The 16,380-nt window shown below is 60.9% G+C and carries 19 protein-coding genes; 12 read left to right on the top strand and 7 right to left on the bottom strand.

Features of this window, described 5'->3' with window-relative positions:
* Positions 1-486: a F0F1 ATP synthase subunit B gene (locus NBH21_RS00970; RefSeq protein ID WP_250912097.1), complete on the top strand. Its 486-nt coding sequence runs from the start codon at positions 1-3 to the stop codon at positions 484-486.
* A 340-nt stretch (positions 487-826) separates the two neighbouring features.
* Here NBH21_RS00970 and NBH21_RS00975 read toward each other — a convergent pair whose 3' ends face one another.
* Together NBH21_RS00975 and NBH21_RS00980 are read right to left on the bottom strand one after the other, a co-directional pair.
* A complete protein-coding gene (locus tag NBH21_RS00975) occupies positions 827-1,495 on the bottom strand; it encodes a ribonuclease HII (RefSeq protein WP_250912098.1) in 669 nt (222 codons plus the stop codon).
* A 288-nt stretch (positions 1,496-1,783) separates the two neighbouring features.
* Positions 1,784-2,941: a PA0069 family radical SAM protein gene (locus NBH21_RS00980; RefSeq protein WP_250912099.1), complete on the bottom strand. Its 1,158-nt coding sequence runs from the start codon at positions 2,939-2,941 to the stop codon at positions 1,784-1,786.
* Positions 2,942-3,072: 131 nt separating this feature from the next.
* Between NBH21_RS00980 and NBH21_RS00985 the strand changes: the two genes are divergently transcribed.
* Positions 3,073-3,615 (top strand): glycosyltransferase family protein, encoded by a 543-nt coding sequence (locus tag NBH21_RS00985; RefSeq protein WP_250912100.1) that lies wholly within the window; start codon positions 3,073-3,075, stop codon positions 3,613-3,615.
* Position 3,616: 1 nt separating this feature from the next.
* Here the strand turns inward: NBH21_RS00985 and moaB are convergent, their stop codons facing one another.
* The 4 genes from moaB to NBH21_RS01005 form a co-directional block, all read right to left on the bottom strand.
* Complete coding sequence (moaB, locus tag NBH21_RS00990; RefSeq protein ID WP_250912101.1) at positions 3,617-4,168, bottom strand: molybdenum cofactor biosynthesis protein B; 552 nt, start codon at positions 4,166-4,168, stop codon at positions 3,617-3,619.
* A 78-nt stretch (positions 4,169-4,246) separates the two neighbouring features.
* On the bottom strand, positions 4,247-5,155 hold the full coding sequence (locus NBH21_RS00995; protein WP_425340366.1) for a 4-(cytidine 5'-diphospho)-2-C-methyl-D-erythritol kinase: 909 nt from the start codon (positions 5,153-5,155) through the stop codon (positions 4,247-4,249).
* A 5-nt stretch (positions 5,156-5,160) separates the two neighbouring features.
* The gene (locus NBH21_RS01000) at positions 5,161-6,987 is read right to left on the bottom strand and encodes a tetratricopeptide repeat protein (RefSeq protein WP_250912102.1); all 1,827 of its coding nucleotides are present in this window, start codon (positions 6,985-6,987) and stop codon (positions 5,161-5,163) included.
* 138 nt (positions 6,988-7,125) lie between these two features.
* Complete coding sequence (locus NBH21_RS01005; RefSeq protein ID WP_099059894.1) at positions 7,126-8,142, bottom strand: polyprenyl synthetase family protein; 1,017 nt, start codon at positions 8,140-8,142, stop codon at positions 7,126-7,128.
* A gap of 107 nt (positions 8,143-8,249) precedes the next feature.
* On the opposite strand from NBH21_RS01005, the gene NBH21_RS01010 reads away from it, so the two are divergent.
* Together NBH21_RS01010 and NBH21_RS01015 are read left to right on the top strand one after the other, a co-directional pair.
* The gene (locus NBH21_RS01010) at positions 8,250-8,480 is read left to right on the top strand and encodes a putative signal transducing protein (protein WP_099056868.1); all 231 of its coding nucleotides are present in this window, start codon (positions 8,250-8,252) and stop codon (positions 8,478-8,480) included.
* A 2-nt stretch (positions 8,481-8,482) separates the two neighbouring features.
* The gene (locus tag NBH21_RS01015; protein ID WP_250912103.1) at positions 8,483-9,271 is read left to right on the top strand and encodes a tRNA1(Val) (adenine(37)-N6)-methyltransferase; all 789 of its coding nucleotides are present in this window, start codon (positions 8,483-8,485) and stop codon (positions 9,269-9,271) included.
* A 17-nt stretch (positions 9,272-9,288) separates the two neighbouring features.
* On the opposite strand, the gene NBH21_RS01020 is transcribed toward NBH21_RS01015, so the two are convergent.
* Positions 9,289-10,635, bottom strand: coding sequence for an Nramp family divalent metal transporter (locus tag NBH21_RS01020; RefSeq protein WP_250912104.1), 1,347 nt, complete (start codon positions 10,633-10,635; stop codon positions 9,289-9,291).
* Between the two features lie 285 nt (positions 10,636-10,920).
* On the opposite strand from NBH21_RS01020, the gene NBH21_RS01025 reads away from it, so the two are divergent.
* The 8 genes from NBH21_RS01025 (at position 10,921) to NBH21_RS01060 (ending at position 16,374) form a co-directional block, all read left to right on the top strand.
* Complete coding sequence (locus NBH21_RS01025; protein WP_250912105.1) at positions 10,921-11,787, top strand: S49 family peptidase; 867 nt, start codon at positions 10,921-10,923, stop codon at positions 11,785-11,787.
* Between the two features lie 15 nt (positions 11,788-11,802).
* On the top strand, positions 11,803-11,994 hold the full coding sequence (locus tag NBH21_RS01030; protein ID WP_250912106.1) for a hypothetical protein: 192 nt from the start codon (positions 11,803-11,805) through the stop codon (positions 11,992-11,994).
* A 64-nt stretch (positions 11,995-12,058) separates the two neighbouring features.
* On the top strand, positions 12,059-12,295 hold the full coding sequence (locus NBH21_RS01035) for an AbrB/MazE/SpoVT family DNA-binding domain-containing protein (RefSeq protein WP_250912107.1): 237 nt from the start codon (positions 12,059-12,061) through the stop codon (positions 12,293-12,295).
* A complete protein-coding gene (locus NBH21_RS01040) occupies positions 12,292-12,690 on the top strand; it encodes a PIN domain-containing protein (protein ID WP_250912108.1) in 399 nt (132 codons plus the stop codon). Before NBH21_RS01035 ends, NBH21_RS01040 begins: the two co-directional genes overlap by 4 nt.
* 99 nt (positions 12,691-12,789) lie before the next feature.
* On the top strand, positions 12,790-13,752 hold the full coding sequence (locus tag NBH21_RS01045) for a glycine--tRNA ligase subunit alpha (RefSeq protein ID WP_250912109.1): 963 nt from the start codon (positions 12,790-12,792) through the stop codon (positions 13,750-13,752).
* Positions 13,753-13,874: 122 nt separating this feature from the next.
* Complete coding sequence (locus NBH21_RS01050) at positions 13,875-14,102, top strand: hypothetical protein (protein WP_250912110.1); 228 nt, start codon at positions 13,875-13,877, stop codon at positions 14,100-14,102.
* The gene (locus NBH21_RS01055; RefSeq protein ID WP_250912111.1) at positions 14,080-15,693 is read left to right on the top strand and encodes a DUF2207 domain-containing protein; all 1,614 of its coding nucleotides are present in this window, start codon (positions 14,080-14,082) and stop codon (positions 15,691-15,693) included. The genes NBH21_RS01050 and NBH21_RS01055 overlap by 23 nt, the downstream gene beginning before the upstream one ends.
* A 129-nt stretch (positions 15,694-15,822) precedes the next feature.
* Entirely contained in the window at positions 15,823-16,374 is a 552-nt protein-coding gene (locus NBH21_RS01060; RefSeq protein ID WP_250912112.1) for a LemA family protein, read from the top strand.
* The last annotated feature ends 6 nt before the right edge of the window (positions 16,375-16,380 follow it).

Consider the following 16,380-nt stretch of genomic DNA (forward strand, 5'->3'; position numbering starts at 1 on the left):
ATGCATTTCGATGCTACTTTCTTTGCCTTTGTTGGGCTTCTCCTCTTCTTCGCCCTGGTTATCTACCTCAAGGTTCCGGGCATGGTCGCAAAGTCTCTCGACGAGCGTGCCGACAAGATCCGAAACGAGCTTGCCGAAGCAAAGCGCCTGCGTGAAGAGGCTCAGCACGTGCTGGCCGAATACCAGCGCAAGCGCAAGGAAGCTGAAGCTGAAGCCGCTGCCATCGTGGCCGCTGCCGAACGCGAAGCCGCTGCCCTGACCGTGGAAGCCAAGCAGAAGACCGAGGAGTTCGTTGCCCGTCGCAACGCGCTTTCCGAGCAGAAGATCAAGCAGGCCGAGGTTGACGCCGTCAACGCCGTTCGCGCCGCAGCCGTCGATCTCGCTATTGCCGCAGCCGAAAGCGTGCTTGCCAAGAAGGCCGATGCGGCCGTTCAGGACAGCCTGTTCAAGGGTGCGGTGGGCGAAGTGAAGGCTCGCCTGAACTAAGCGTTGCTCTCAAGGTCAAATGTTTAGAACCGGGGCTGCCGCAAGGTGGCCCCGGTTTTTCTTTGGCTGATCTTGGGATGCTGTTTCGGGTGTCCCCCTCGCGGGTCCCCGACGAAGACAGAACGCGTACAATGCCTGATGTCTTCCCTTCGCACACTTCCGGGTCCTGAGGCGGTTTTTTCTTCTGGCGGAATTACCCTGGGCGAGCTGGCGGACACAGCATTCGACCAGCGGCCTCTGCAAGCCGACCTTAGATGTGTGAGAACCTGCGTGAGCGTAGGCGCTTGCTTCGCGGTTCAGCAGGGTCGGCGGAAGATGACGGAAGCGAGCCGTCTGCCAGTTACGTCTCGCTCTCTTCGTCTTTTCTAAGAGGACGAAAACTCATCCGGTGCAGCGGGCAGGGGCCGTGGATCGCGATAGCAGCGCGATGCTCGACGGTGCCGTAGCCCGCGTGCCCCGCAAAACCGTAATCCGGATAGAGGAGCCCCGCCCGCGCCATCATCCGGTCACGGGTCACCTTGGCGAGGATCGAGGCGGCGGCGATGGAGAGGGACCGGGCATCGCCCTTGACCACTGCCTTGCCGCTGCAGATGAGCCCGGGTGGCACGTCTCTTCCATCTGCAAGAACCTGGCGCGGAACAAGCGTCAAACCGGCGACGGCGCGGCGCATGGCATCGAGGCTCGCCTTGCGGATATCCCGCTCATCGATATGACGGGCCGAGGACGACGCGATCGACACCGTGGCGCTCTCGAGGATGATCTCGAACAGTGCCTCCCGTTGCGTCATCGACAGCTTCTTCGAATCGTTGAGGCCTGCGGGAATGTTGTCGGGATCGAGAATGACCGCTGCCGCGACCACCGGGCCGGCAAGGGGGCCGCGTCCGGCTTCATCCGTACCTGCAACGGGGAAAAGCCCATCCTTCATCGCCATCGTCTCGATGGAGAAATCCGGGCCAAGGGCGAGCGTGTCGAAAAGAGATGGAGAATCGGGTGGCGTGCGACGTTTCATGCGGCGGAAAATCGCACGCGCACCCGATCTCCTGCAAGTCCCCGACATCGACGTCCGTGAGGGGGTACGGAAACATCGTTGCGGCTGCCGGGGGACCTGTCATTCCGGTGCGAGGCGGCGGATAGCACCGGAAGCTTCTTTCCCGGCCGAAAGCCGGTCGGAAAACTTCAAAAGGCCAAAGCATGTCGCGCAAAAGTGCTGAGCGGTTTTGCGGCAACGACATGCGTTAAACGAAGACTTCAAGCGTGTTGAGCCAATCTGAAAGATCGCGGCGCACTTTAAGTCCGTTCAGAGCAGCGACAGTTGCACGCCGCTGCCATCCGGGGGCGTGAACAGGTCGTCGCGCAGATGCATGCTGCGACGGATCATGCCGAGCCGCTTGGTCGCCATCTCGAAGCGGCGGCTGATCTGCCAGGCATAGGGACCTGCACCCTTCATCCGCTTTCCGAACTCGGCATCGTAATCCTTTCCACCGCGCATGGAACGCACCAGCGACATCACATGCCGGTAGCGGTCCGGATAATTCTGCAGCAGCCAGTCGCGGAAGAGGGGGCTTACCTCGTAAGGCAGCCGTAGCAGGACATAGCCGGCCTCCGTGGCGCCGGCAGCCTTGGCCGAATCCAGCACCCGCTCGATCTCGTGATCGTTGAGCGCCGGGATAACCGGCGCGACCAGAACACCCGTCGGTATGCCGGCTTCCGAAAGCCCGCGGATCGCTTCCAGCCGCCGGCTCGGTGTCGAGGCGCGAGGCTCCATGCTGCGCGCCATCTTGCGGTCGAGCGTGGTCACTGAAATCGCCACCTTGGCCAGCCCGCGCTCGGCCATGGAGGAGAGGATATCGAGATCCCTGAGGATGAGCGCCGACTTGGTGACGATCGCCACCGGATGGTTGGCCTTGTCCAGCACTTCGAGGAGCTGCCGCATGATGCGCCATTCCCGTTCGATCGGCTGGTAGGGATCGGTATTCGTGCCGATGGCGATGGTCCGCGGCTTGTAGCCGGGCTTTGCGAGTTCCCGTTCCAACAGCCTTGGGGCATCGGGCTTGGCGAACAGCCTGGCCTCGAAATCGAGCCCGGCCGAGAGTCCCATATAGCTGTGGGTCGGCCGTGCGAAGCAGTAGATGCAGCCATGCTCGCAGCCCCGATAGGGGTTGATGGAGCGGTCGAACGGAATATCCGGCGATTCATTGCGGGTGATCGCGGTACGCGGCTTCTCGATCTGCACTTCGGTGCGAAACGGCGGCATGTCCTCAAGCGTCGACCAGCCGTCATCGAAGGCGACACGCTCCTGGTGCTCGAAGCGGCCGGAAGGGTTCATCCCGGCGCCGCGTCCGCGACGGCGGTCGATCTCGATCCTGAGACCGGAAGCAGAAACCATCGCATCGGCAATATCTGCCGTATTGGCAGGCTGAAATGCAGCCTGCCCCACAAGAGACAGCTCGTTCATGTTTGCTCCTCGCGGCTGCATGCAGCCCGCCGTTGATGATTAAATTCCTACCGGCAAAATGAGAACAATGCAAGAACAAAATTGAAAAATGGATTGTGGCAATTGCTTGTGCGATGCGATAAATCTAACAAATGCTGACAGTAATCATGGAATGCCGCGATCAGGAACCCGAGCTCGCGCAAACGCTCGGTGTGCTGGTGGCAGGTGCAGTCGAAGGATTGGTGAGCGACGTGGTGGTTCTGGACCACGGTTCGCGCGATGGTACGTCCCGCATCGCCGATGCTGCAGGTTGCCGCTTCTATGTCCAGTGGGACATCAAAGACGTGCTTCGTGCCGTGCGCGGCGAATGGCTGCTGCTGGTAGAGCCGGGTGCGCGGCCCGCTCATGGCTGGATCGACGAGATCGCCGAATACATTGCGCTCAACAAGATGCCCGCGCGCTTTTCCGCGTCACGCTATTACCGGCGTCCCTTCTACCAGCGCATAGGCCGCAAGCTGCCGCCGCTGGAGAATGGCCTTCTGATGCCGAAGCGCAGCGCCATCGCCGTTGCCAAATCGGGCATGGAACTCGATCAGTTCGCTGTCGGGCAAAAAACGCGGCAGCTTGCGAGCGAGATCATTCCGTCCTGGGTGGCGCGCCAGACGCGAGCGGTCGAGGCTGCGGTCAGCGGTTAGCTTACCCCTGTTTGCCGCGCTTCAGGTGCTCGTCCAGCCGGGGCATGATTTCCACGAAATTGCAGGGCATGTGCCGGTAGTCGAGCTGGGCCTTGAGAATGCCGTCCCATGCGTCCTTGCAAGCCCCCGGCGATCCCGGCAGCACGAAGATGAAGGTGGCGTTTGCAACGCCGCCCGTTGCCCGCGACTGAATGGTGGAGGTGCCGATCTTCTCGTAGGAGATACGGTGGAACACCGCTGAGAAACCGTCCATCTTCTTTTCGAACAGCGGCTCCAGCGCTTCCGGCGTAACGTCCCGTCCGGTGAAGCCCGTTCCTCCCGTCGTGATGACGACGTCGATTTCAGACGAGAGCGTCCAGGCATGCACCTGGCTGTAGATGCGTTCGCGATCATCGGCCACGATCGCCCGATCGACCAGCCGGTGGCCGGCATCGAGAATGCGGGCAGCGAGCGTATCTCCCGATTTGTCGTCGGCAAGGGTACGGCTATCGGAAACGGTCAGCACCGCGATGCCGACGGGGATGAAGGGGCGTGTCTCGTCGATACGGGTCAAAACTGTTCTCCTGCGGCGCGCGGCCTTCGGCTCCTTGGCGCCCTTGCGCCAGCATGAGCTCGAGAAGAGGCAGCGGAACTAAACGGTCGTCTTCGTTGCCTGAAAATACCAGTCGGGGCGTTCATGGGAAAGCTTTGCCGCAGCCGTTTCTGCTGCGGCATGATCGCCATAGAGGCCGAAACAGGTCGCCCCCGAGCCGGACATCCTGACGAAAAGCGCTCCGCTCTTCGCCAGCATCCGCGATATGTCGTCGATCTCCGGCAGGATGGTGCGTGCCGGCGGTTCGAGGTCGTTTCGCGCAGTTTTCAGGAAGGCCAGCCATTCGTCGATGTCAGAACTGTCAGGTGGCGTGCCGATCGGCGGATTGTCCTTCTGCGAGAGCCGCCGGAAGATTTCCGGCGTGGAGACGCCTTTCAGCGGATTGGCCAGCACCATGGAAAGTGCCGGCATGGCGGAAAGCATCTCGATCTCCTCGCCGATACCGCGCGCCCGCAATGGCCGGCCGGCGAGGCACATCGGAACGTCAGCGCCGAGCCTCAGCGCGATCGCGGAAAGCGCTTCGGCGGGCAGGGTGGCGCCCCATATACGCATGAGGCCGCGCAAGGTCGCAGCCGCATCGGCAGAACCACCGCCAATACCTGATGCGATCGGCAGGTTCTTTTCCAGCATGATTGCGACGGGCGGAGCGCTTTGCCCTTGCTCATCGAGCGCCGAACGCAGGGCGTCTCGCGCCTTCAGCACCAGATTGCCGTCCTGCCCGGTTGCATTGGCTGAAAGCTGTGCACCGAACCGCCCGCCGAGCGCAAAGCTATCCTGCTCAGCCGGCGTAAGGGTCAGTCGGTCACAGGCGTCTTCGGCGAAGGTGACGATGCTGTCGAGCAGATGATAGCCGTCCGCGCGCTGCCCGGTCACGTGCAGCGCAAGATTGATCTTGGCGGGTGCCGTCTCGACGACCTCCGCCTCACTCTTCGGACTGCCTGAAATCACGGGCGTCAGGATTTCTTTTCAACCGTCGCCGGCTCCGGCGGCTTCTCAGCCGGCGGGGCTGCCGCCTTGGCGGCGTCGGCTTCGAGCGGCGGCAGGCCCTTGTCGATCTTCGACTGGATCTTCGGGATCTCCGCTTCCTCGGGCTTGGAGGCCAGCGCCCGCTTCCACTGATAGGTGGCTTCGAGCTGGCGGCCGACACGCCAGTAGGCATCGCCGAGGTGGTCGTTGATCGTCGCGTCGCCCGCCTTCAGCTCGACGGCCCGTTCCAGTTCGGTCACCGCTTCATCGAAACGGTTGAGGCGGAAATAGGCCCAGCCGAGCGAATCAACGATGTAGCCGTCATCGGGACGAAGCTCGACCGCCTTACGGATCATGTCGAGGCCTTCTTCCAGATTGCGGTTCATGTCGACCCAGGAATAGCCGAGATAGTTCAAGACCTGCGGTTGGTCGGGGTTGAGCTCCAGCGCTTTGCGGAAGTTCGGCTCGGCCTGATCCCACTTCTTCAGCCGTTCATAGGCGATGCCGCGCTGGAAGAAGATCGACCAGTGGCTCTTCTGAGGAGCGTTACCGATGATTTCGACAGCCTTGTCGTAATTCTCCGCCATGGCCGCATAGTCCTTGGCGTCGGAGAGCACGCTGCCATAGGCGAGGTAGCTGCGGATGTCGGAAGGATCGGATTCGATCAGCGACTTGAGGTGCTTGCGGGCATCATCCACCTTGCCGGTTTCGGCAAGAGTGAGTCCAAGCTGCAGCTCGGAGATGCGGCGCATCGGCGAAGTGGCCGGCACCTGGCCGTAGAAATGGATTGCCCGTTCCGGCTGCTTGGCGCTTTCGGAAATACTGCCGAGCAGGATCAGCGTGTCGGCGCTGTTCGTATCGAGGGCGTGTGCGAGCTGCAGATAGAGCAGGACCGTGTCTTCCGCGCCATCGCGGTTGAGCGCGCCGCCGATGGAGAAGAGTACGCCGGCTGCACCTTCGGCAGCCGTCTTCACCAGCGTCTCGGGCTTTTCGTCCTTGGAGATCCGGTCGCGCAGCGCCTTGAACGGCGCATAATTCGTAATCATTTCGTCGCCGGCGGAAATGGCGTCGAGCGCCTTCTGCTTGTTGCCTGCCTGCGCCTCGAGCGTCGCGAGCGACATCACGGCCCGCATGAAGGTATCGGGGGCGGTCGCGCCACCGGCCCTGTCGGTCACGGTCTCGTTGAAGTGCCGACGGGCGGCATCCGTATCGCCGATTACGCTGGCGATTGCGCCTGCATTGTAGTTCTTGAAGATGCCGTACCAGTTCGGCCCCTTCAGGCCCTGAACCATTTCAAGTGCTTCCTTGCCCTTGCCTTCGCCGACCATTGACCATGCGATCAGGAGCTGGTTCATCAGCCGGTCGAGATCGTTCGGACCCGAATAGGTGAGGATCTTCTGCGCATCGGCATATTTGCCGTCGCGGATATCCCGGAATGCCCGGGCAACGGACGTCACGCGATCTACGGCTGTATCGTGCTTCAGCACCTCGGCGAGTTCCACGCCCTCGTTGAAATCGCCGTTCATGAGCAGCGAGATCATCAGCCGTTCCTGGATGTCCAGTTCGTTCGGCTGGAAGGTGAGTGCTTTCTTGTAGAAGGCGATGGCGCTGGCATAGTCACGATCGGCATCAGCCGTGCGGGCGGCAAGGAATGCGCCGGCAAAGGTATCCACGCTGTCGATATCGAACTTCTCGGTCTGTGCCGGCTTGTCCTCGGCGGAAGCCGTGGTCGCGGCAAATCCCGCCTGCATGATCGAGACCAGGAGCGAAAGCGCCGTGCCGGTAAGAAGACGGAGGGCAAAGCTTTGCCGCATGAAAGAGCCTTTCAAGAATCGATAAGGAGGCGTGCAGGACAGCATCTACCCCGTGACATGCCATGTTTCACTCAACAGCATGGCTTTTTTGAAGCAGGCCCGCAAGGCGATGTCACAGTTCGACCCCCGACTGCCCGGTCAGTTCACTCGGGCGATACAGAAATCGATGACATCAAGCAGCGCGGATTTATAGGCGGTTTCCGGCAGCGGCGCGAGCGCGTCGCGGGCAATGGTGCCGTAATGCAGCGCACGGGCAATGGTGTCGTTGAGCGCGCCATATTTGGTGATCAGGCCGAGCGCCTTTTCCAGCCGCGCATCGTCGTTCTGCGCGCCTTCGATGGACTCGCGCCAGAACTCCCGTTCGGCCTGTGTGCCCCGGCGGTAGGACAGGATGACCGGCAGGGTGATCTTGCCTTCGCGGAAGTCGTCGCCGACATTCTTGCCGAGATCGGCTGCCTTGCCGCCGTAATCCAGTGCGTCATCGACGAGCTGGAAGGCGAGGCCAAGGTTCATGCCGTAGGACTTGAGCGCATTGCGACCGGCGCGGTCGGCACCAGCGATGATCGGGCCGACTTCGGCCGCTGCGGCAAAGAGCGCTGCCGTCTTGGCGCGAATGACCGAAAGATAATCGTCCTCGGTGGTCTCCATGTTCTTGGCGACCGAAAGCTGGAGAACCTCGCCCTCCGCGATGACCGAAGCGGCGCCGGACAGGACGTCGAGCGCTTCGAGCGAGCCGACTTCCACCATCATGCGGAAGGCCTGGCCGAGAAGGAAATCGCCGACGAGAACGCTTGCCTGGTTGCCCCAGATCATGCGGGCTGTGGACTTGCCGCGGCGAAGGTCGCTTTCGTCCACCACGTCGTCATGCAGCAGGGTCGCGGTATGCATGAACTCGACGCTGGTTGCGAGCTTCACGTCCCCGTCGCCCTCGTAGCCGAACAGGGCTGCGGAAGCGAGCGTCAGCATCGGCCGAAGGCGCTTGCCGCCCGAGGAGATCAGGTGATTTGCGACTTCCGGGATCATCTGGACGTCGGAACCGGCTTTCGACAGGATCAGCTGGTTGACCCGCTCCATGCCTGGTTTCGTCAGGTCCACCAACGGCTTGATGGAAGCCTGTTTGTTTTTGTTTTCCTCAAGCGGTATGACTACGCCCAACGTACCGGACTCCAATTGCATTTTGGGGGCGACAATAAAAAGTGGCGACATCAACAGCAAGCACGAATTGGTGCATCTCGCCTTTTTCATTAGGGTTTTGAGGTAAAATGTACGAGATTATCCGCACCAACGACGCCGTTCTCCTCTCTTTCGCAGAAAGCCTGCTCAAGGATGCCGGGATTCCCTGCATGATCGCCGATCAGGCCATGAGCATTCTGGAGGGATCGCTTGGCATGCTGCCCCGGCGGCTTCTGGTTGCCGAGGAGCAGGCGGAAGAGGCACGTAAACTGCTGATCGATGCCGGTCTCGCCGACGAACTGCGCGACGAGGACGAATAGCCTTGCCGACCTTTCAGACCGGGGTCTCTGACACCATCGACGCCTTCCATCGCGGTCGCTTTCATCTCGTCCAGCCGAAGGGCAGGGGACACCGCGCCGGCATGGACGCCATGCTGCTCGCTTCCCTCGTCGATGCGCCAAAGCCGATCCGCCTTGCCGATCTCGGCGCCGGTTCCGGCGCTGCGGGTCTTGCGGTGGCGGCACGGCTGGAGGGCGCGCAGGTGACGCTGGTCGAGCGCTCCCCGGATATGGCGGCTTACGCCCGCAAGAGCCTTGAATTGCCTGAGAACGCTGCGTTTCGCGCGCGGGTAGGGGTCATCGAGGCCGATGTCACGCTGACCGGCCGGGCGCGCGTTGCTGCCGGGCTTGCCGATGACAGCTTCGAACATGTCATCATGAACCCACCCTTCAACGATGCCGGCGACCGCAAGACACCGGATACCCTGAAGGCGGAGGCGCACGCTATGACGGAAGGGCTGTTCGAGAGCTGGATCAGGACGGCCGGCGCGATCATGGTGCCCGGAGGCCAGTTGTCGCTGATCGCCCGCCCGCAATCCGTGGCCGAGATCATCGCGGCCTGCGGCAAACGTTTCGGTGGGCTGGAGATCACCCCGGTCTATCCGCGGGTTGGGGAAAATGCCGTGCGCATTCTCGTGACCGCCATCAAGGGTTCGCGTGCGCGACTGAATTTCCGCTCGCCGCTTCTGATGCATGACGACCCCGAGAGCCACAAGTTCTCGGCCTTTGTAGACGACCTGAACAACGGCCGCGCCGCCTATCCGCGGGGCTGAGGCAATCATCGCGCCGGTCAGCCGGTTACGAAATCCGCCACAAGCTTGACGTTGAGCGCGGTGATGACGACGGCGATCAGCAGCGCGATCGCAGACAGCCAGCGCGGCGAGACGAGCGCGCCCATCTTCGTGCGGTCGGCGGTCATCAGCACCAGCGGGAAGACTGCGAAGGGCAATTGCAGGCTGAGCACGACCTGGCTGAGGATCAGCAATTCCCCCGTGCCTCTCTCGCCATACCATATGGCGACGAAGCCGGCGGGAATGATGGCAAGGCCGCGCGTCAGCAGTCGCCGCACCCATGGCTTGAGCTTCATGTCGAGGAAGCCTTCCATGACGATCTGGCCGGCGAGCGTGGCGGTCAGCGTCGAGTTGAGACCGCTGCAAAGCAGCGCCACCCCGAAAAGCGTCGGCGCCACCGAACTGCCGAGCAGCGGCGACAGCAGCGCATGGGCATCGCCGAGTTCGGCAACCTCCTGATGCCCACTGCGGTGGAAGGTCGCCGCCGCAAGGATCAGGATCGAGGCATTCACCAGAAAGGCGAAGAACAGCGCCAGCGTCGAGTCGATGGTCGCGAATGTCAGGGCCATCTTGCGGCTCCTGTCGCTGTCCTCGATGCTGCGTGTCTGCACGATACCCGAATGCAGGTAGAGATTGTGCGGCATCACGGTTGCGCCGATGATGCCGATGGCAATGTAGAGCATGGCCGGATCGGTGACGACATCCATCGTCGGCATGAAGCCGGCGGCAACTTCCGACCAGTCCGGCCGGGCAAGGGCAAGCTGCACGGCAAAACTCAGGCCGATGACCGCTGTGAGCGTGATGACGAAGATTTCCACCCAGCGGAAACCGAGGCGCTGCAGCAACAGCACGATGAAGACATCGACGGCTGTGATGAGAACGCCGACGGCAAGCGGCAGGCCGAAGATCAGCTGAAGGCCGATGGCTGTGCCGATCACTTCGGCGATGTCGGTCGCCACGATGGCGATTTCGGCAATCACCCACAGCGCAATGCTGACCGGTTTCGGATAGGCATCCCGGCAGGCGCGGGCAAGGTCGCGGCCGGAGGCGATGGCAAGGCGCGCGGCAAGCGCTTGCAGCAGGATCGCCATGCTGCTCGAAAGCAGGATGGCGACGAGCAGCGTATAACCGAAGCGCGAGCCGCCCGCGAGCGAGGTCGCCCAGTTGCCCGGATCCATGTAGCCGACCGCCACGAGATAGCCCGGACCGAGAAACGCCAGCGCCCTTCGCCAGAAGGAGCTGCTGCTTTTCACCGGAATGGAGGCGTGTGTTTCCGAAAGCGATGGTACGCCACGTTCTCGCCGCCAGGCGGTCTGAGGCGTATCGCTGATGCCGGGTTCGGCCATGAAAAATCGTTTCTTGAATGCGAATAACTCGCAACAATAGCTATGCCCTGTTTGTGCAGTGCGCAAGTGCCTTTGACCGGCATGGCGATACTTTCGATGGTCGGCTTCGATGCATCCGCTTTGAAGTGCCCTCAATACAGCGGCAGGCGCCGGTCCTCGCGCCCCGCGCTGATTTGACGGCCACTCCTTTCGCCGGTAAGCGACGCCATCGGCAGGCATTGCGCCTGACACCAATCTTCCTACATGTGTTGTCTGAACACGTAACAAGTCAGTGAGTGAGTATTGATGGCCGGATGGTTGAAGCGCCTTTTGCCGAAGAGGTTTCGGAACGATAGCATTGTCATTCCTGTTGTGCGCCTGCACGGCGCGATCATGAGCGGGGGCGGGAAGTTCAAGCCGAACCTCAACCTCGCCAGCGTCGCGCCCATGCTGGAAAAGGCCTTTTCGAAGAAGGACAGCCCGGCGGTGGTGCTCTCGATCAATTCTCCCGGCGGCTCACCGGTGCAGTCGCGCATGATTTTCGAGCGCATCCGCGCGCTGGCGGAGGAAAAGCACAAGCGCGTGCTGGTCTTCGTCGAGGACGTTGCTGCCTCCGGCGGCTACATGATCGCGCTCGCCGGCGATGAGATCATCGCGGATCAGACCTCTATCGTCGGTTCGATCGGCGTCGTTTCCGGGGGCTTCGGCTTCCCTGAACTCTTGAAGAAGATCGGTGTCGAACGGCGCGTCTATACCGCCGGCGAGAACAAGGTGATTCTGGATCCCTTCAAGCCGGAAAAGGAAAGCGATATTGAATATCTGAAGACGCTGCAACTTGAGATCCATCAGGTCTTCATCGACATGGTGAAGGGGCGCCGCGGCAGCGTGCTTTCCGACGATCCCTCGCTTTTCTCCGGCCTCTTCTGGACCGGCCGTCGCGGGCTGGAACTCGGCCTCGTCGACAGCCTCGGCGATATGCGCAGCGAGATCAAGAAGCGTTACGGCAAGGATGCGAAGCTCGAACTTGTCTCCGGTGCCCGGGATTTCTTCGGCCGCCGCGTGCCGGGGGTCTCGGTTTCGTCCGATGGCATGGGCGAGATCGCCGCAGTCGCCGTCTCCGGTCTTGCCGAAACGCTGGAAGAGAGAGCATTGTGGAGCCGTTACGGGCTCTGACATCGCGGGAGGAACATGTCGCGGATCATATTTTTTATCGTTCTCATCGGCGGGGTCTACTGGTTCTACCGCCGTTTCGTGAACGACGCCCAGAAGCTTTCGGTCAAGTCGAAGCGCGTCCACAAGGAACGCCGCAACTCGGCCCACGGCACGCTGGTCAAGGATGAAAAGACCGGCGAATACCGCGTCCGCCGCGAGGACGAATAGGCGTTCAGCTTGTTCGTGAAGTAGCCATGATATACATTGTGGAATGTATATCATGGAGGGTTCTATGCAGGTCTCCCGATGGGGCAATAGTCTTGCCATTCGCATTCCTGTCGCCGTTGCCGAAGCGCTTGAGCTGAAGGAAGGCGACGAGGTGAATGTACGCGTGAGTGGCTCCCGCACTTTCGAGATCGGACGGGAGGATAGCCGGGAACAGGCTCTGACGCGTATTCGCAACGCAAGGATCAGGCTGCCGGCGGGCTGGACGTTTGATCGCGACGAAGCGAACGAACGCCGCGGATGATGCCACCTCTCCTCGACACCAATATCCTGATCTATGCTTTCAGCGATGATCTGAAGGCTGGACGTGCACAGGAGTGCCTTGCGCAACCCTTCGTGCTTTCGACGCAGGCGCTGAATGAATTCGCCAACGTCGCACTTCGCAAACTAGGCATGGCGCCCCCCGAAGTGCGCATTGCCATCGCGGACATTTGCCTATTGGCCGAGGACATATTCCCGCTGGATCGCCGCACCCATGAAATGGCGCTCGACATTGCCGAGCGATACCACCTGTCCTTTTACGACAGCCTCATGTTGTCTGCTGCTTGTCTGGCTGGCTGTCCCTCTTGCCTTTCCGAAGACATGCAGCACGGCCTGCTGATCGAGGGCGGAACGACGGTCGCTAATCCGTTTATCTAAACGGCGGCGGGCTGCTTTGCCCAAGCATCACTTGACCCCTTCGCCCTGTCGTGGCACCAGACGGGCCACCTTTGCAAGACAAGCTCCGGACAAAATCCCATGACCGAGACCACCATCGCCCCTCATATGGATCCCAAGCGCTCGTTTCAGGCTCTGATCCTGACCTTGCACAACTACTGGGCCGACAAGGGTTGTGCGGTTCTCCAGCCTTACGACATGGAAGTCGGCGCCGGTACCTTCCATCCCGCCACGACACTGCGCGCTCTCGGCCCCAAGCCGTGGAAGGCCGCTTACGTCCAGCCTTCGCGCCGCCCGTCTGACGGCCGTTACGGTGAAAACCCCAACCGCCTGCAACACTATTACCAGTATCAGGTCATCCTCAAGCCGAACCCGTCGAACCTGCAGGAGCTTTATCTCGGCTCGCTCGCGGCCATCGGCCTCGATCCGCTGCTGCATGATATCCGCTTCGTCGAGGACGACTGGGAAAGCCCGACGCTCGGCGCCTGGGGCCTCGGCTGGGAATGCTGGTGCGATGGCATGGAAGTCAGCCAGTTCACCTATTTCCAGCAGGTCTGCGGCATCGAATGCTCGCCGGTGGCAGGCGAACTGACCTATGGACTGGAACGCCTCGCCATGTATGTCCAGGGCGTCGACAACGTCTACGACCTCAACTTCAACGGCCGCGAAGGCGACGAGAAGATTTCCTATGGCGATGTCTTCCTGCAGGCCGAGCAGGAATATTCCCGCCATAACTTCGAATATGCCAACACCGAAATGCTGCATCGGCACTTCATCGACGCCGAGAAGGAATGCCTGGCGCTTCTCGCCGCCGGCGCTCCGGCCGACAGCGATAACCAGCGCCTGCACAAATGCGTCTTCCCGGCCTATGACCAGTGCATCAAGGCATCGCACGTCTTCAACCTGCTGGATGCCCGCGGCGTGATCTCTGTCACCGAACGCCAGAGCTATATCCTGCGCGTCCGCACACTCGCCAAGGCCTGTGGCGAAGCCTTTCTGCTCACCGACGCCGGCGGCGCGAACTTCGGCAAGGCCGCCTGCTAAAGATGTGATAGCGGGCGAAATCTCGCCCGTGTGCCGGATCTACACTTCTTTCAAGTTGCAACGGCCGGGAAGACATTGTCTCCTCGGCCGTCATACTTTTAAGCATAGATTCGGTCTCTTCTTTGAAGCACATCCTTTCGCTCGATCCTTCCTCGTTCGTTACTCTGCCGGGTAAGCGGAGGCGTCTTTTCGCATGGCTTCTCCTCATCGCCTTGCTGCCGCTTCTGACCGCCTGCAATGATTTCGACGAGGAGTTCTCCGTGCGCTCCGCCGAGAGCACCGTTACCGTGTCCCGCGACGGTTTCGCGCGTGTCGGAGACATTTCGGGTGCAGGGCCTGATCGCCAATAATTCCGGCGGTGTCTATGTCGATATACCCCAACGGTTTTTCGATGTGAAGGGTTCAGCGCACTGGCGAAGCTTCGTCCTGTTGGCGGCAAAACGCGGGCTGGATGACGAGCATTATTTTCTGGGTCATAAACTGCAGGGTTACTCGATCTACATTGGCAAGAACTACCTTACGAACCGCCGTAACCGTAGCCTGCCGCCGACCGTCAACAAGATCGGGGTCGAGTATCGGTTGGGGCGTCTGATCCGGGAGGAGAGCGACAGACAGATCCTTGTTTTACCCGCCTACATGGCGAGCGTTCATGATCTGCGCGCCGAAAAGAAAATTGCGCTGACAGTGCCCGAGGGCGGCAATGTGCGCACATCCGGTAATGGTGCAAATGGCTATGACATCGAGAAGACGGGACCGAACAGCTTCCTGATTTCCTTCGCCGCAGGAAATGCGGATCGAAACCCGCCGGACATCGAGATCGAGTACCCTCCCGCAACCTTTCCGACCACGACTGTGGTTGATGCCGCCTATTGGTGGATTTCCGACAATCTTCTGGTTTTTATAGGCTTGGCCGGACCGCTGGCGGTATTGTGGCTGGTCTCCGTCAAGCTGTGGGCGATTTACCGGACGGTGCGCTCGCCGCTTTCCAGGATTGACAACAAGATTACCGACAAGACGTCGCCCGCCCTCGCTGCCTTCATCTACCATGATTGGCAGGACAGCGCCTTCTCGCCTGCCTTTCGGGCTTCGCTGTGCAGGCTGGCCATTGAGCGCAGGTTCCGCATTTCCGGCTTTGACGACGCCGCCGTGGCCGTTGATTGGACGCAGCCGAAAGCCGATCGCAGCGCGGGCCGCAAGAAACGCGGAAAAAGCCTCGGTTATTCGCTGAATTTCTTACGAACCCGTCTCCGAAAGTCAGCGAGCCGTAACGGCCTGTATCGGGTTTCCGATGCATTCGGAGGGATGGAGCGGAGACTGCGCGATGAAGTTGATACCGAGTACAAGCTACGCAAAGGCGAACGGGTTGGCGCATATGGCTACACGGCGCTTTTCATTGCGGGCACCTGCGCTTCGACCATCTATCTCACTGGACAGCTATTCTTCTCGCTGGCCCTGTTTATGTTCCTGTCCATGGTTCAAGGGCTGGCTTTCAGGATACTGCGCCCGTCGGAAGTCCCGACGCCGTTGAGCGAGTTTGCACGCCTCAAACAGGAGGCTGGTTTTGCCCTACTGGCTCCTTTGCTCATAGCCTTCTCGCTGATCTACATGTTCAACAATCCGCCGACGATTGACGAGCGCCCATACGCCATCCTGATCGGGCTACACATGGTCTGCATTCTGGCACTCAGTTTTATCTGGCGAATACCCTCCGCAGCACATCGTCGGAGGAATGAAAACGTCGTCCTCCTGCGCCGCTACATGCTGGGTCAAATCGTTGGTCCCGCGATGTCGGTCGAAACCTACGAGCGCTATCTCCCCTTTTCCATTGCGCTCGGCGTTGAAACCGCATGGACTGGGGCGTTCGACAGATGGCGAGCCGATGCCGGCCTCGCATCCTACGAGCCTGATTGGCTCATCAAGCCAATAGTTCAGGAAGCATAGGCTTATCAGGCCGATGATGAGGATGCTGTCCACACCGTCAGCCTCATTATTCGCCGAGCGTTCGATGCATCATGACTTTGACGGTGCAACCGGTTAACCTGCGCCCGTTAAAGCTGGGAGCCCCATTTCATGTTCACCATCCTCGTTATTCTTGCCGCCGTCGCCCTTTACGTTGTTTATGTCTATAACGGCCTCGTCAAATCCCGGCAAATGACCGAGGAGGCATGGTCGGGCATCGACGTGCAGCTGAAGCGGCGCGCGGATCTGATCCCGAACCTGATCGAAACGGTGAAGGGCTATGCCGCCCATGAAAAGGGCACGCTCGAAGAGGTCGTCGAACTGCGCAACAGGGCGCAGGCGGTGCCCTCGGGCGATGTCGCCGGTCGTGCCCAGGCGGAAGGCCTGCTCGGTCAGGCGCTTGGCCGGGTGATCGCGCTTGCCGAAGCCTATCCCGATCTCAAGGCCAACCAGAATTTCCTCGAACTGCAGAAGTCACTGGAGATCATCGAGGGCGAGATACAGATGTCGCGCCGCTATTATAACGGCGCCGCCCGCGATCTGAACGTCAAGGTCGACAGCTTCCCGTCCAACCTCGTCGCCCGCAATTTCGGTTTCGGCAAGGCGGGCTATTTCGAGATTGCCAACGAGGCCGACCGGGCCGTGCCGAGCGTGAAGTTCTGATTGGCT

The organism is Ciceribacter sichuanensis, from assembly GCF_024055605.1.
Lineage (GTDB): Bacteria > Pseudomonadota > Alphaproteobacteria > Rhizobiales > Rhizobiaceae > Allorhizobium > Allorhizobium sichuanense.

What these genes read in the sequence shown, in the direction of transcription:
- NBH21_RS00980 (WP_250912099.1), bottom strand. Translation starts at nt 2,941, where the DNA reads ATGAACGAGCTGTCTCTTGTGGGGCAGGCTGCATTTCAGCCTGCCAAT.
- NBH21_RS01025 (WP_250912105.1), top strand. Translation starts at nt 10,921, where the DNA reads ATGGCCGGATGGTTGAAGCGCCTTTTGCCGAAGAGGTTTCGGAACGAT.
- NBH21_RS01000 (WP_250912102.1), bottom strand. Translation starts at nt 6,987, where the DNA reads ATGCGGCAAAGCTTTGCCCTCCGTCTTCTTACCGGCACGGCGCTTTCG.
- NBH21_RS01035 (WP_250912107.1), top strand. Translation starts at nt 12,059, where the DNA reads ATGCAGGTCTCCCGATGGGGCAATAGTCTTGCCATTCGCATTCCTGTC.
- NBH21_RS00985 (WP_250912100.1), top strand. Translation starts at nt 3,073, where the DNA reads ATGCTGACAGTAATCATGGAATGCCGCGATCAGGAACCCGAGCTCGCG.
- NBH21_RS01030 (WP_250912106.1), top strand. Translation starts at nt 11,803, where the DNA reads ATGTCGCGGATCATATTTTTTATCGTTCTCATCGGCGGGGTCTACTGG.
- NBH21_RS01020 (WP_250912104.1), bottom strand. Translation starts at nt 10,635, where the DNA reads ATGGCCGAACCCGGCATCAGCGATACGCCTCAGACCGCCTGGCGGCGA.
- NBH21_RS01060 (WP_250912112.1), top strand. Translation starts at nt 15,823, where the DNA reads ATGTTCACCATCCTCGTTATTCTTGCCGCCGTCGCCCTTTACGTTGTT.
- NBH21_RS00970 (WP_250912097.1), top strand. Translation starts at nt 1, where the DNA reads ATGCATTTCGATGCTACTTTCTTTGCCTTTGTTGGGCTTCTCCTCTTC.
- NBH21_RS01040 (WP_250912108.1), top strand. Translation starts at nt 12,292, where the DNA reads ATGATGCCACCTCTCCTCGACACCAATATCCTGATCTATGCTTTCAGC.
- NBH21_RS01045 (WP_250912109.1), top strand. Translation starts at nt 12,790, where the DNA reads ATGACCGAGACCACCATCGCCCCTCATATGGATCCCAAGCGCTCGTTT.
- NBH21_RS01010 (WP_099056868.1), top strand. Translation starts at nt 8,250, where the DNA reads ATGTACGAGATTATCCGCACCAACGACGCCGTTCTCCTCTCTTTCGCA.
- NBH21_RS00975 (WP_250912098.1), bottom strand. Translation starts at nt 1,495, where the DNA reads ATGAAACGTCGCACGCCACCCGATTCTCCATCTCTTTTCGACACGCTC.